Origin of the sequence: Burkholderia sp. HAN2018, assembly GCF_024704855.1 — a bacterium.
Classification (GTDB): domain Bacteria; phylum Pseudomonadota; class Gammaproteobacteria; order Burkholderiales; family Burkholderiaceae; genus Burkholderia; species Burkholderia cepacia.
On sequence record NZ_QOBB01000196.1, the window covers coordinates 1 to 13,362 of the forward strand.

Below are 13,362 nucleotides of genomic sequence, written 5' to 3' on the forward strand. Positions count from 1 at the left end.
CGATGCGCTCGCCTGCCGTGCCGCGTCGCGCAGTGCCGCCGCGATCGGGCCGTCCCACGCGACGTCGATCGAGCCTGTCGAACCTATGACCGTCAATGCGAGCTGCAGCGCGCCCGCCGCGTCGAACACCGGCACGCACATCGCGCTGACGCCGGGGCTCGGCAGGTCGACGCCGCGCTCGATCCCGCGTACGCGGATCGCGTCGAGCTCGGCCTGCGGCACGCCGGTGTCCGGCACGGGCTGCTCGCCGCCTGCAAGCGTGTCGGCCGCGCCGGCCTGGCTGGCGGCCATCGCGCGGAGTTGCGCGGGGTCGCCGAACGCGCGGAACACGCGGCCGGTGGCCGTCGTGTCGAGCGACATCACCGAACCGACATGCAGGTTCACGTGCAGCGGATAACCGCCGTGCTCGATGCGCACGATCGTCGGCCCGAGCGCGCCCGGCACCGACAGCGCGACGCTCAGGCCGACCGCTTCCGCGAGCCGCGCCGCGTGCGGCAGCGTCGCGCGATAGGCCGGCTGGCGCTCGATCGACATCAGCCCGAGCCGCAGCGACAACGGGCCCGGCTCGTAGTTGCCGGTGAGCGCGTCGCGCTTCACGAGCGCGAGCCGGGTCAGGCTGACGAGATAGGTGTGCGCCTGCGCGGTCGACAGGTCGGCCGCCGCGGCCAGCTCGGACAACCCGAGCGGCTTGCGCCGGCGCGCGAGCGCGTCGAGCAGCCGGCCGCCGACCTCGACACTCTGGATCCCGCGCTGCGCCTTGGGCGGCGCATCGTCTGCGCTGACTTCGTGGTTCTGCACGCGATGATTCTTCCGTTGACGAAACCCCGCATGGTATCCGACGCCATTTATCGCGCCAGCCCGCAGGTTTACCCGTATTAGACAATAGCAAGCGACTTTGCCATTGACAAATATTCGGCGCGAGAAGATGATCCGCTCACTCCCCTCAACACATGGCTCGCAGCCACGGAACGCAACATGGCCAAAGCATTCGCCTCCCAAGCCGATCTGGAAGAGAAGAAAGTCACCTGGACGAAGCTGTCCGAGAACGCGTACGCGTACACCGCCGAAGGCGACCCGAACTCGGGCGTGATCATCGGCGACGACAGCGTGCTGATCGTCGACACGACCGCGACGCCCGCGATGGCGCAGGACCTGATCGCGAAGATCCGCAGCGTGACCGACAAGCCGATCAAGCACGTCGTGCTGTCGCACTACCACGCGGTGCGCGTGCTCGGCGCGTCCGCGTATTTCGACGAAGGCGCGCAGCACGTGATCGCGAGCCGCGGCACGTACGAGATGATCGTCGAGCGCGGCGAGGCCGACATGAAGTCGGAGATCGAGCGCTTCCCGCGCCTGTTCGCAGGTGTCGAGACGGTGCCGGGCCTGACCTGGCCGACGCTCGTGTTCGAACGCGAGATCACGCTGTTTCTCGGCAAGCTCGAGGTGAAGATCATGCACGTCGGCTCGGGCCACACGAAGGGCGACACGATCGTCTGGATCCCGTCGCAGAAAGTGCTGTTCTCGGGCGACCTCGTCGAATACGACGCCGCGTGCTACTGCGGCGATGCGCAGCTCGAACAGTGGCCGGCCACGCTCGAGGCGCTGCGCGCGCTGAACGCCGAGAAGCTGGTGCCGGGCCGTGGCCCCGCGCTGCTGAACCCGGCCGAAGTGAACAAGGGCCTCGACTACACGAAGGATTTCGTCACGACGCTGCTCGCGCAGGGCCGCAAGGCCGTCGAGCAGAAGCTCGACCTGAAGGCATCGATGGCGCTCACGCGCGAAGCGATGGACCCGAAGTTCGGCCACGTGTTCATCTACGAGCACTGCCTGCCGTTCGACGTGTCGCGTGCGTTCGACGAAGCGAGCGGCATCACGCATCCGCGCATCTGGACTGCGCAGCGCGACAAGGAAATGTGGGCCGCGCTGCAGGACTGAGCGGCTTGCACAGGCGGGGTGTCCGACAGGGCGCTCCGCCTTTTTTCTGAAGCGGCGACCGGCCGCGGCGTTCCGCCGTCTTGCCGTCCGCCGTGATCCGAGCTCACTAGAAAGCAGGGCGCACGTACGCCCTGGGAGACGGCTGCGCGCCCGAATCGCGCAGCCCGTTTGGAGAGAGACATGCCCCAATCGCTTCATGCCGAAGCGACGCTCGCGCACGCGAGCGCTTCGGCTTCCGCATCGGCCGCCACGGACGACGCGCTGCTGTTCCGCAAGATCGCCTGGCGGATCGTGCCGTTCCTGTTCCTCTGTTACGTCGTATCGTTCCTCGACCGCATCAACATCGGCTTCGCGCAGTTGCAGATGAAGCACGATCTCGGCTTCAGCGACGCGATGTATGGCCTCGGCGCCGCGGTGTTCTACGTCGGCTACGTGTTCTGCGAAGTGCCGAGCAACATACTGCTCGCGCGTTTCGGCGCGCGCCGCACCTTCACGCGGATCATGCTGCTGTGGGGCATCGCGTCGACCGGGATGATGTTCGTGTCGCAGCCGTCGCATTTCTATGTGCTGCGGTTCCTGCTCGGCGTGTTCGAAGCCGGCTTCTTTCCCGGCATCGTGCTGTACCTCACTTACTGGTTCCCCGCGAACCGGCGCGCGGCCGCGATCTCGGTGTTCTTCGCGGGCGTCGCGGTGGCGGGGGTGCTCGGCGGCCTGATGTCGGGCTGGATCATGCGCGACATGGGCGGCGTGCTCGGCCTGCACGGCTGGCAGTGGATGTTCGCGATCGAAGGCGCGCCGGCGATCCTGCTCGCGTTCGCCGCGTTCACGTTCCTGGTCGACCGGCCGCAGGATGCCGCGTGGCTCACGGCCGATGAAAAGGCGCGGGTCGCCGCGCTGTGCGCCGACAGCCGCAGCCACGGCCACGCGCACGACGGGCGCAGCCTCGTGGCCGCGCTCGCCAATCCGCGCGTGTACCTGTTCGCGTTCATCTATTTCTCGCTGACCTGCGCGTCGCTGACGCTCAACTTCTGGATGCCGCTGATGATCCGCGATTTCGGCGTGACCGACGTCGTGGCCGTGAGCCTGTACACGGTCGTGCCGAACGCGGTCGGCGCGGTGGGGCTGGTCCTGATCGCGCGCCGTTCGGACCGGACCGGCGAGCGCCGCAAGCACTTCGCGTGCTGCACGATCGGTGGCGGGATCGCGCTCGCGGCGCTGACGCTGCACCTGCACAGCTTCGCGGCGATGCTCGCGTGCCTGTCGATCGCGGCGACGCTGATCTTCGCCGCGCTGCCGATCTTCTGGGCCGTGCCGACCCGCTACCTGTCGGGCAACGCGGCCGCGGCCGGGATCGCGCTGATCAGCAGCATCGGGATCACGAGCGGCATCGTCAGCCCGTGGGTGATCGGGATGATCCGCACGCGCACCGGCAGCATGGATCTCGCCGTGTATCTGCTGGCCGCGTTGCTGGTGGCGAGCGGCGTCGCGCTGATGCTCGGCGTGAAGGGCGAAGCCGCGCCGCGCGACTGAACGCGCAACGGCCGGTCGCCGCGCGCGGGCGGCGGCGACCGGCGCCCCATGTTCGCCCCGCACCCGAATCCATCGAGGAGACGATCGATGTCAGCCCCTCTTCAAGCCGATGCCGCGCGTGCCGTCGCGTCCGGCGCCGCTGCACCGGACGACGACGCGCTGTACCGGCGCATCGGCATGCGGATCGTGCCGTTCCTGTTCATCTGCTACATCGTGTCGATCCTCGATCGCAGCAACATCGGCTTCGCGCAGTTGCAGATGCGGCAGGATCTCGGCCTGACCGACGCGATGTACAGCCTCGGCGCCGTGCTGTTCTTCGTCGGTTACGTGCTGTTCGAGGTGCCGAGCAACGCCTTGCTGCGCCGCTTCGGTGCGCGCCGCACGTTCGCGCGGATCATGTGCCTGTGGGGCGCGGTGTCGGTCGCGATGATCACCGTCGACAGCGCGAAGCATTTCTACGTGCTGCGCTTCCTGCTCGGGCTGTTCGAGGCCGGGTTCTTTCCGGGCGTGGTGTTCTACCTGACGTACTGGTATCCGGCGCGGCGGCGTGCGTCGGTGCTGTCGATTTTCTACGCGGGCGTCGCGGTGGCGGGGATGGTCGGCGGGCTGCTGTCGGGCTGGCTGATGCGCGGGATGTCGGGCGTGCTCGGGCTGCACGGCTGGCAATGGATGTTCGCGATCGAGGGCGCGCCCGCGATCCTGCTCGGCGTGATCGCGTGGTTCTGGCTGTGCGATCGCCCCGAGCAGGCGCGCTGGCTGTCCGACGCCGATCGCCAGCGGCTTGCGGCCGACCTGGCCGCCGACCGCGCCGGTGCTGCCGGTGCCGCCGGTGTCGATACGCCGGCGCCGCATTCGCTGCGGCAGGTGCTGGCCGAACCGCGCACGTATCTGTTCGCGTTCATCTATTTTTCGCTGACCACCGCGCTCCTGATGCTGCTGTTCTGGATGCCGCTGATGATCCGCGAATTCGGCATCCACGACGTCGTGCAGATCAGCCTGCTGTCGGTCGTGCCGAATGCGATCGGCGCGGCCGGCCTGATCGCGATCGCGCGGCGTTCCGACCGCAAGCGCGAGCGGCGCCGGCACTTCGCGGCATGCGCGTTCGGCGGCGCGGTGGCGCTTGCGCTGCTGACGCTGCACCTGCCGAGCATCGTCGCGATGATGGCGCTGCTGTCGGTCGCGGCGATGCTGATCTTCGCCGCGCATCCGGTGTTCTGGGCCGTGCCGTCCGCGTATTTCTCCGGCGCGGGCGCGGCCGGCGGGATCGCGCTGATCAGCAGCATCGGCGTGTCGAGCGGCATGATCACCCCCTGGCTCGTCGGGCTGATCCGCACGCGAACCGGCAGCATGGATCCGGCGATGCTGATGATCGCCGCGCTGTTGGCCGCGTGCGCGGTCGCGATGCTGCTGGGGGTGCGGGCGGTGCCGCGTGCGGAGGCGGCGTGACGCCGGCGGCTGCGGTGCGATTCAGTGGAAGGACAGAAACAGCCCGGGCAGGACGAGCAGGCCGTGCAGCACCAGCGCCCCGTAGATCACGCCGCCGCGCGCCTGCAGGTCGATCGACAGGCAGGCGATCGCCGCGATGACGCCGATGGCCGAGAGGCCTGCCGCCCAGAACAGCGCGGTAATCAGCACGCGAACGCCGGCGTACGGATCGTCCATCGAACTGGCGAACACGTAGCCGATCAGGAGCGCCAGCAACTCGACGAGCGCGACGACGAGCAGACCTGTCGCGATTCGCGCGGTTCGTTTGGCATTGTCCATGGCAAGTCGTGGTGAGGAGAGCAAGGGGCGCAAGTCTACACGATCGGTTTCGAGCTGATCGCGCGACGGGGGCGGGGAAACCGGGCGGCGGACGCGGCGCGGATGTCGCCCGTCGCGCCGTCGCGTCGGCTACGCCCGATACACCTCGATCCGGTTGCGGCCGCGTTCCTTCGCGAGATAGAGCGCCTTGTCTGCGCGTGACAGCGGCTGGTACGCGCCGAAGTCCGACGCCCGCATCGCGTCGATGCCGATGCTGACGGTCAGCGTGACCTGCTGGTCCTCGTGCATCAGCCGCGCCTCTGTCGCGCGTTGCTGCACGCGCTGCGCGAATGCCAGCGCGGCGTCGAGATCCGCCTTCGGCAGCACGACCGCGAATTCCTCGCCGCCGACCCGGCCGACGATCCCGTCGGGCCCGGTTTCCGCGAGCAGCAGCCGCGCGAAATGCCGGAGCGCGCGATCGCCGACCGGGTGGCCCCAGCGGTCGTTCAGCGCCTTGAAGTGATCGAGATCGAGCATCAGCACCGCGGCGGCCAGGCCGGTCGTGCGCACGTTGCGCAGCGCGGCTTCGCTTTGCCGCATGAACGCGTGGCGGTTCGACAGTTGCGTCAGGTGATCGGTCGTGGCCATCCGGTGCAGCTCGGCCTCGATGTGCTTGCGGTCGGTCGCGTCGGTGATGAAGCCGTGCCACACGGTGCCGCCGTCGGCCGTGCGCTGCGGGCGCGCATCGCCTTCGCGCCAGCGCAGGCCCTGGCCGGGCAGCAGCACGCGATATTCGAGGCGCCACGGGGTCAGCCGTACCGACGAGTCGTGCAGCGACAGCCGATAGGCGACCAGGTCGGCCGGATGAATCCGTGTCTCGACCGCCTCCGCACTGTGGGCGACCTGCTCGGGCGTCAGTTCATAGATGTCGCTGACACCCGCGCTCGCGTAGGTAAAGAAGCGGTGCCCGTCGGCCGTTTGCCGCAGCTGGAACACGAGCCCGGGAACCTGGTCGGTGAGATCCGTGACGAGCGCGGCCGAGTCGCGCAACCGCGTGGCGAGCTCGCGCAGCGCGGTGATGTCGGTGGTCGTGCCGACCATCCGGAGCGCGCGGCCGTAGGCGTCGCGGGTGATCACCTTGCCGCGGCTGCAGATCCATTTGTAGGTGCCGTCCTTGCAACGGATGCGGTGCTCGACCGCGTAGCGGTCGGTGCGGCGCTCGAAGTGCGCGAGCATCGCGGCTTTCACGTCGTCGACGTCGTCCGGATGCAGCCGTTCGTACGCATCCTCGATCCGGGTGCCGAGCTCGTGCGGCGCGTAGCCGAGCAATGCCTTCCAGGCCGGCGAGTAATGGATCTCGCCGGTTTCCACGTTGCGATCCCACACACCGGTGCCGCTTTCGGTGAGCGCGAGCGTGGTCAGCGTGCTGTGTTCCTCGACGATGTCGAGCCGTTCGCGCAACGCGGCGGCTTCGATCGCGCGGCAAAGCGCGCTTGCCGCCAGCATGGCGAGGTCGTGGAGCAGCGTGCGTTGCGTGGCGTCGAGCGAGCGTTGCGCATCGTCGACGACGCACAGCATGCCCAGTGTCGCGCCATCGGGCGCGGCCAGTTCGCAGGCCGCGACGATCCGCGGCGCGTGAGGCGGGCCGGCGTCGCGTTGCCCGTTCGCATTCGCGTTCGTGTCGTCCGGCGCGAACCGCGCATCGGCGGCCGGATCCGGCTCGACCCGGGGTGGCAAGCCATCGGCGAAAAGGGGATCGGGCAGCGCGCCGTCGACGGCGAGCACGCGTGGCGCATCGGCATCCGCGTGCGCAATGAACGCGCCGGCGGCACCGAAATGCGCCCGCGCGACACGACAGACGGTGGCCAGTTCCGGCACGGGCGGGAGCGCGGGCTGAAGGTCGGCCGAACCGCGCGCGGAGGCCGGCGCGTCGCCGGTCTCGGTGATGAACATACGGACCCGCATGGTCGAGTTTGCATCGGACGATTGCCCTCGTGATCGGACGAATGCCGGTCGGACGAGGCCGCTTGGGGACTGCAATCGCAGAGCTTACTGTTGCGCGGAATGTGTGGCAAGCGAACCGGAATCGTCTGTCGGTATGCGCCATTTGCGCCGATCGGGAAAGAATCCGGTGCATGTTTCGGCAGACGAATCCACCGATCGGCACGCGCCGGGAAACGTGCCGCGGAACGCGGGGTGATCGTCAGCGATGCGCTGCCTGTCACCGGTTCCGCGGCGCGCCCTGGAGGGCGACGCGCTTGCTGCCTTCGACCTGCGGGACGTCGGGCGGTCAGTGTGCCGTCGCGTAGCGCGGCGCGGGCGTATCGGCCGACAGGTGCGGGGCCATCGTGCGGCGCGCGGCCTCGTAGGCGGCCCATTCGTCACCCGCATGCAGCGACGGGATCGTCACGAGTTCGCCGCGCTCGAAGCCGATCAGCGCCGCGTCGACCAGGTCGGACGCCGACATCACGATTTCCTTCGGCAGATGCTCGAGCGGCAGGCCGCCCGTCTGCCAGAAATCGGTGGCGGTCGCGCCGGGCAGCACGGCCTGCACCTGCACGCCCTTGTCGGCGAGTTCGTGATGCAGCGACTGGCTGAACGCGAGCACGAACGCCTTCGTGCCGCCGTACACGCCGTTCAGCGTTTCCGGCGAGATCGCGACGATCGACGAAATATTGATCACCGCACCGCGGCCGCGGGCGACGAAGCCGGGCACCGCCGCGTAGGTGAGGCGCGTGAGCGACGTCACGTTCAGGTCGATCATCCGGGTCATCGCGTCGACGTCGCTGTCGAGCAGCGGCGCGTGCGTGCCGACGCCCGCATTGTTCACGAGCAGCGTGATGCTCGCATCCTGCTTCAGCTTCGCCTCGACGGCGGCGAGGGCCGCGCGGTCGTTGAGGTCGGCGTCGACGATCTCGACGCTGCGCCGCGTGTCGTTCGTGATGCGATCGGCGAGGGCGGCCAGCCGGTCGCGGTTGCGCGCGACCAGGATCAGGTCGTAACCGCGGCGCGCGAGGCGGTCCGCGTAGACGGCGCCGATGCCCGACGAGGCGCCGGTAATGAGGGCGGTACCGCGATGTGCTTGCGTCATGATGTGCTCCGTTTCGATGGGATTGGCCGGATGGCGTGAAGCCATTCTGGCCGTGAATCGCTGTGACACAAATGACGTAGATGGGTATGATTCAGGACATCAGGCCAACTCACTGGCCGGGGAAGGGAGAACGCACATGCACCGCATCGGCTTTCTGATCAGCGACGGCTTCCAGATCATGGCGCTCGCCGCGCAGTCGGTGTTCGAGTACGCGAACATGGGCATGAGCGAGCCGTTCTACGTGATGGGCAACTATTCGGTCGACGGTGGCGACGTGCGCTCGTCGCTCGGGCTGCCGGTCGCCACGCACGCGCTGCGCGGGCAGCTTGCCGTCGATACGTGGATCGTCGCGGGCGTCAACGATCCGGTCGCGTCGCCGGCACCGCCTGGCGTCGTCGCGTTCCTGCGCCGCGCCAACGCGCGCGCGCGGCGGATCGCCGGCATCTGCACGGGCGCGTTCGTGCTGGCCGAGGCCGGGCTGCTCGCGCAGCGCCGCGCGACGACGCACTGGGCGTTCGGCCGCGACCTGCAGCGGGACTACCCGGAGATTCGCGTCGAGGAAGACCGGATCTACATCGTCGACGGCCCGATCTGGACGTCGGCCGGGATGACGGCCGGCCTCGACCTCGCGCTCGCGATGGTGGAAAAGGACCTGGGCGCGGATGTCGCCCGGTCGGTCGCGCACAAGCTCGTGATGCACCAGCGGCGGGCCGGCGGCCAGTCGCAGCATTCGGAAATGCTGGATCTCGCGCCGAAATCCGACCGGATCCAGAACGCGCTGAACTACGCGCGGCAGCATCTCGGCCGCGCGCTGACCGTCGAGGATCTCGCCGAAGCGGTGCACCTGAGCCCGCGCCAGTTCAGCCGCGTGTTCACGCTCGAGACGGGGCAGTCGCCCGCGAAGGCGATCGAGCGGCTGCGGCTGGAGTCCGCGAGGCTGATGATCGAGCAGAGCCGCCATTCTCTCGACGTGATTGCGAAGGAAAACGGCTTTCGCGACCGGCGGCACATGCGCGAGGCGTTCGTGCGCGGGTTCGGCGTGCCGCCCCAGGCGGTGCGGCGCGACGCGCGGTCGGATGAGCGGTCGGATGGGCGGGAGGCGGGCTGACGCGTGTGCCCGAGCTGCTCTGCGCGCGCCGGAAAAATCGCGCAGAATCTCGTCGACCCGCTTCGCGAGGAGACCCGATGCACACCGCCCCGTTCGACATTGCGATTCCCGATCACGCGCTCGATGACCTGCGCCGGCGCCTGCGCGCCACGCGCGCACCGACGCTGACACCCGCGGAGCCGTGGCAGCAGGGCGTCGACGGCGCCTGGTTGCGCGAACTGACCGCGTACTGGGCCGAACGCTTCGACTGGCGTGCGGCGGAGCGTGCGCTGAACCGGCTGCCGCAGTTCGTCGCAGACGCAGGCGGGCAGCGCGTGCATTTCATCCATCGACGCGGCGTCGGGCCGAAGCCTTATCCGCTCGTCATCACGCACGGCTGGCCCGGCTCCGTCTTCGAATTCGACGCGCTGATCGATCGCCTCTGCGACCCGGCGGCGTTCGGCGGCGATCCGGACGATGCGTTCGACGTCGTCGTGCCGTCGCTGCCCGGTTTCCTGTTCTCGCCGGCGCCCGCGGCACCCGGCATGTCGGCGTTTCAGGTCGCCGACCGCTGGGCGGCACTGATGTCCGGTCTCGGATACCGACGCTTCGGCGCGCAAGGCGGCGATCTCGGCGCAGGCGTGTCGATCGCGCTCGGCGCGCGGCATGCCGACGTGGTGGACGGCATCCATCTGAACTTCCTGCCCGGCAGCTACGAGCCGCCGACCGACGCGGCCTTGCCGCTGACCGACGAGGAACGGGCGTTCGTGACGCAGCGCGGCGAGTGGGCCGCGCTGGAAGGCGGATACGCGCACGTCCACATGACGAAGCCGCAGACGCTCGCCGTCGCGCTCAACGATTCGCCGGCCGGGCTGGCCGCGTGGATCGCCGAGAAATTCCGCGCGTGGAGCGATTGCGACGGCGACCTGGCGCGGCGGTTTTCGCACGACATGCTGCTGACCGGCATCTCGTTGTACTGGTTCACCGGCTGCATCGGCTCGTCGATGCAGATGTATTGGGAAAACCGGCTGCAGCCCATGCGCTTCGCGGCCGGGCAGCGCGTGGCGGTGCCCGTCGGGTTTGCGCGTTTTCCGAAGGAAATCGGCCGCCCGCCGCGCAGCTGGCTCGAACGGGTGTTCGACGTCGTGCAGTGGACCGACATGCCGAGCGGCGGCCATTTTGCCGCGATGGAGGAGCCGGATCTGCTGGCCGACGATGTCCGGCGGTTTTTCCGGCGGTTTCGGTAACGCTCAGGCAGGCCGGGGACGTTGGCGAAGGGCGCCGGCTGCCATCCGCACATCAGCGCGAGCCCGCGCCGCACGGATCGCGACGCGGCGATGCCGCCAGTCTTATCGCGTGACGAACGGCGCGGCGTCGTCCGGCGCCGTGCGCGCATGCTTGCGCTGGCGCAGCAGCGCGACGCGGCAGTTCTCGCGCGCGGTTTCGCGGCCTTCGTCGTCGAGCAGCACCAGATCGCCGCGCATCACGTTCAGCGTGATCACGTCCTCGCCCGGCGCGCCGAGCGTTTCCGGTGTATGCACCGAGCCGGCCGGTTCGAGCACCGTCGAGCCGGCGTGCGCAATCCAGTCGTATTCGAGGTAGCGCCACGCACCCTGCAGCGTATGGACGAATACCTCGCCGTCGTGGCGATGGCGCGGCAGCGTGCCGCCGGCCGGCATCTTCAGCAGCGCGGTGAGCGTGTCCTCGGCCGCGTTGATGTGCAGGTACTTGATCGCGAGCCCGGGCAGGTCGGCGCTCATCGGCAGCCACGGCAGCGCGTCGCCGGGCAGGCACGAGATCGGCGGCAGGTCGGTGGAGAGCGGAGCGGACGGCTGCGTCATGGCGGGAAGCGGAGCGGAAATCGGGAGCCCGCATTATCGCAGAGCCGGCTTGCGCGGCCGAATGCGACGTTTCGCATCGGCTCGAGCGCACGCGAAGGGACGATGCTTACAAGGTGAAATATGCAGCTAAACTGTACAGTTTGACTGTATACCTGCTATCTTGAATTCATGAACCCGCCATTACCTCCCTCCGACGCGCTCCCACTGGCCGGTCTCGCCGGCGAACTCCGCATCTCGGTCGGCAAGCTGATGCGGCGGATGCGGGAGCAGATCCACCCGAACGACCTCACGTCATCGCAGAAATCGGTGCTGTTGCGGCTCGACCGCGACGGCCCCGCGACCGTATCGGCCCTGGCGCGTGCCGAAAGCGTGCGCCCGCAGTCGATGCGCGTGACGGTCGCGACGCTCGAGGCGCTGGGCGCCGTCAGCGGCGAGCCCGATCCCTCCGACGGCCGGCAGACGCTGATCGCGGTCACGCCGGGTTTCCGCAAGGTGCTGCAGGCGAACCGCGCGGCCAAGGATGACTGGCTGTTCCGCGCGCTGCACGCGCAACTGTCGGCGGCCGAGCAGGCCGAGCTCGCGTCCGCCGTGAAGCTGCTGCAGCGGCTCGCCGAATTCCAGGAAACGCCGCGCCCTTGAACCGCATCGGCCCGCTTGCCGAAAGGACAACCCGAACATGAACCTCCCGCATCTCGTCGCGTATTTCTTCGGCGGCGCGTTTCTCGCGAACGTCGTGCCGCATCTCGTCAGCGGGTTGCGCGGCGAGCCGTTCCAGACCCCGTTCGCGAATCCGCCCGGGCGCGGGTTGTCGTCGTCCACCGTGAATGTCGTGTGGGGCGTCGCGAACCTCGTGATGGCTTATGTGCTGGTGTGCCGAGTGGGCGATTTCGACCTCCGGGTCACGGCCGATGCAGCGGCGTTCGGTCTCGGCATCCTCGCGCTCGGCCTGTTTCTCGCGTGGCACTTCGGCGAGCTGCACGGCGGCAACGAGCCCGACCGGGAGCGGCCATGAGCGTGCCGGCGGCGGGCGTATTCCGTTCGCTTCGCAGTTTCAACTATCGTGTGTGGGCGATCGGTTCGCTGGTGTCGAACATCGGTACGTGGGTCCAGCGCACCGCGCAGGACTGGCTCGTACTCACGCAGCTCACGCATCACGACGCATCGGCCGTCGGCACGGTGATGGCGTTGCAGTTCGGGCCGCAGTTGCTGCTGTTGCCGTGGACCGGCTACGCGGCCGACCGCTTCGACCAGCGCAAGCTGCTGATGGTGACGCAGGCGCTGATGGGCGTGCTGGCGCTGGTGCTCGGCGCGCTGACGGTCACGGGTGTCGCGCGGCTCGAGCATGTCTACGTGTTCGCGTTCCTGTTCGGCTGCGCGGCGGCGTTCGACGCGCCCGTGCGGCAGACCTTCGTCGCGGAACTGGTCGGCGATCGCGAACTCGCGAACGCGGTCGCGCTCAATTCGACGTCGTTCAACGCCGCGCGGATGATCGGCCCGGCGGCGGCGGGTTTCATGATCGCGTCGGTCGGCACGGGCTGGGCGTTTGTCGCCAACGGGCTCAGCTTCTTCGCGGTGCTGGTGTCGTTGTTGCTGCTCCGCGAGGACGAACTGCGCGCGAACCTGCGGGCGGGCCGCTCGCGCGGCGGCCTGCTCGACGGGTTCCGCTACGTGTGGCGGCGCGACGACCTGAAGGCGATCCTCGTGATGCTGTTCCTGATCGGCACGTTCGGGCTCAATTTCCAGCTGTTCATCTCGACGATGGCGGCCAGCGTGTTCCACGTCGATGCGCGCGGGTTCGGCGTGCTGTCGTCGATGATGGCGGTCGGCACGGTGTCGGGTGCGCTGCTCGCCGCGCGCCGCGAGCAGCCGCGCTTCCGGCATCTGTGGTTCGGCGCGGCGCTGTTCGGGCTCGGCTGCACGCTCGCCGCGCTGGCGCCGGGCTATTGGCTGTTCGCCGCCGCGCTGGTGCTGACCGGGATCGCCGCGATCACCTTCATGAACTCGACCAACAGCCTGATGCAGTTGTCCACCGAGCCGGCGATGCGCGGCCGCGTGATGGCGCTGCGCCTCGCGGTCGCGCTCGGCGGCACGCCGATCGGCGCGCCGGTGGCCGGCTGGGTCGCGAACCATCTCGG

The 13,362-nt window shown here is 68.9% G+C and carries 13 protein-coding genes; 8 read left to right on the forward strand and 5 right to left on the reverse strand.

Going from position 1 to position 13,362, the window contains the following annotated elements; translation table 11 throughout:
• Positions 1-798, reverse strand: a 798-nt coding sequence (locus tag DPV74_RS32125) for an IclR family transcriptional regulator (protein ID WP_162923193.1), incomplete at its 3' end; no start/stop codon positions are given.
• Between the two features lie 177 nt (positions 799-975).
• Between DPV74_RS32125 and DPV74_RS32130 the strand changes: the two genes are divergently transcribed.
• The 3 genes from DPV74_RS32130 (at position 976) to DPV74_RS32140 (ending at position 4,911) form a co-directional block, all read left to right on the forward strand.
• Entirely contained in the window at positions 976-1,935 is a 960-nt protein-coding gene (locus DPV74_RS32130) for an MBL fold metallo-hydrolase (RefSeq protein WP_059683417.1), read from the forward strand.
• Between the two features lie 180 nt (positions 1,936-2,115).
• Positions 2,116-3,465, forward strand: a complete 1,350-nt coding sequence (locus DPV74_RS32135) for an MFS transporter (protein WP_119338648.1) — start codon at positions 2,116-2,118, stop codon at positions 3,463-3,465.
• 87 nt (positions 3,466-3,552) lie between these two features.
• Positions 3,553-4,911 (forward strand): MFS transporter, encoded by a 1,359-nt coding sequence (locus DPV74_RS32140; protein ID WP_060085213.1) that lies wholly within the window; start codon positions 3,553-3,555, stop codon positions 4,909-4,911.
• Between the two features lie 21 nt (positions 4,912-4,932).
• Here DPV74_RS32140 and DPV74_RS32145 read toward each other — a convergent pair whose 3' ends face one another.
• The 3 genes from DPV74_RS32145 to DPV74_RS32155 form a co-directional block, all read right to left on the reverse strand.
• The gene (locus tag DPV74_RS32145; RefSeq protein ID WP_060085214.1) at positions 4,933-5,229 is read right to left on the reverse strand and encodes a hypothetical protein; all 297 of its coding nucleotides are present in this window, start codon (positions 5,227-5,229) and stop codon (positions 4,933-4,935) included.
• 129 nt (positions 5,230-5,358) lie between these two features.
• Positions 5,359-7,173, reverse strand: coding sequence for a sensor domain-containing diguanylate cyclase (locus DPV74_RS32150; protein ID WP_240440044.1), 1,815 nt, complete (start codon positions 7,171-7,173; stop codon positions 5,359-5,361).
• 325 nt (positions 7,174-7,498) lie between these two features.
• Positions 7,499-8,299: an SDR family oxidoreductase gene (locus DPV74_RS32155; RefSeq protein WP_119338653.1), complete on the reverse strand. Its 801-nt coding sequence runs from the start codon at positions 8,297-8,299 to the stop codon at positions 7,499-7,501.
• Positions 8,300-8,435: 136 nt separating this feature from the next.
• Between DPV74_RS32155 and DPV74_RS32160 the strand changes: the two genes are divergently transcribed.
• Both DPV74_RS32160 and DPV74_RS32165 read left to right on the forward strand, forming a co-directional pair.
• Positions 8,436-9,407, forward strand: coding sequence for a GlxA family transcriptional regulator (locus DPV74_RS32160; RefSeq protein ID WP_119338650.1), 972 nt, complete (start codon positions 8,436-8,438; stop codon positions 9,405-9,407).
• A gap of 77 nt (positions 9,408-9,484) precedes the next feature.
• A complete protein-coding gene (locus DPV74_RS32165) occupies positions 9,485-10,633 on the forward strand; it encodes an epoxide hydrolase family protein (protein ID WP_119338651.1) in 1,149 nt (382 codons plus the stop codon).
• 102 nt (positions 10,634-10,735) lie between these two features.
• Here DPV74_RS32165 and DPV74_RS32170 read toward each other — a convergent pair whose 3' ends face one another.
• Positions 10,736-11,227 carry a 2,4'-dihydroxyacetophenone dioxygenase family protein gene (locus DPV74_RS32170; RefSeq protein ID WP_027791508.1) on the reverse strand — a complete coding sequence of 164 codons (492 nt, stop codon included), beginning with the start codon at positions 11,225-11,227 and terminating at the stop codon, positions 10,736-10,738.
• Between the two features lie 168 nt (positions 11,228-11,395).
• On the opposite strand from DPV74_RS32170, the gene DPV74_RS32175 reads away from it, so the two are divergent.
• The 3 genes from DPV74_RS32175 to DPV74_RS32185 form a co-directional block, all read left to right on the forward strand.
• Positions 11,396-11,866, forward strand: coding sequence for a MarR family winged helix-turn-helix transcriptional regulator (locus tag DPV74_RS32175; protein ID WP_027791509.1), 471 nt, complete (start codon positions 11,396-11,398; stop codon positions 11,864-11,866).
• Between the two features lie 37 nt (positions 11,867-11,903).
• Positions 11,904-12,239 carry a hypothetical protein gene (locus tag DPV74_RS32180; RefSeq protein ID WP_060170991.1) on the forward strand — a complete coding sequence of 112 codons (336 nt, stop codon included), beginning with the start codon at positions 11,904-11,906 and terminating at the stop codon, positions 12,237-12,239.
• On the forward strand, positions 12,236-13,362 hold a 1,127-nt coding region (locus tag DPV74_RS32185), incomplete at its 3' end, for an MFS transporter (protein ID WP_119338652.1). The genes DPV74_RS32180 and DPV74_RS32185, both read left to right, overlap by 4 nt.

Bases quoted from the DNA above. Each gene is read 5' to 3' on its own strand.
- DPV74_RS32130 (WP_059683417.1), top strand. From the start codon at position 976: ATGGCCAAAGCATTCGCCTCCCAAGCCGATCTGGAAGAGAAGAAAGTC.
- DPV74_RS32135 (WP_119338648.1), top strand. From the start codon at position 2,116: ATGCCCCAATCGCTTCATGCCGAAGCGACGCTCGCGCACGCGAGCGCT.
- DPV74_RS32140 (WP_060085213.1), top strand. From the start codon at position 3,553: ATGTCAGCCCCTCTTCAAGCCGATGCCGCGCGTGCCGTCGCGTCCGGC.
- DPV74_RS32145 (WP_060085214.1), bottom strand. From the start codon at position 5,229: ATGGACAATGCCAAACGAACCGCGCGAATCGCGACAGGTCTGCTCGTC.
- DPV74_RS32150 (WP_240440044.1), bottom strand. From the start codon at position 7,173: ATGCGGGTCCGTATGTTCATCACCGAGACCGGCGACGCGCCGGCCTCC.
- DPV74_RS32155 (WP_119338653.1), bottom strand. From the start codon at position 8,299: ATGACGCAAGCACATCGCGGTACCGCCCTCATTACCGGCGCCTCGTCG.
- DPV74_RS32160 (WP_119338650.1), top strand. From the start codon at position 8,436: ATGCACCGCATCGGCTTTCTGATCAGCGACGGCTTCCAGATCATGGCG.
- DPV74_RS32165 (WP_119338651.1), top strand. From the start codon at position 9,485: ATGCACACCGCCCCGTTCGACATTGCGATTCCCGATCACGCGCTCGAT.
- DPV74_RS32170 (WP_027791508.1), bottom strand. From the start codon at position 11,227: ATGACGCAGCCGTCCGCTCCGCTCTCCACCGACCTGCCGCCGATCTCG.
- DPV74_RS32175 (WP_027791509.1), top strand. From the start codon at position 11,396: ATGAACCCGCCATTACCTCCCTCCGACGCGCTCCCACTGGCCGGTCTC.
- DPV74_RS32180 (WP_060170991.1), top strand. From the start codon at position 11,904: ATGAACCTCCCGCATCTCGTCGCGTATTTCTTCGGCGGCGCGTTTCTC.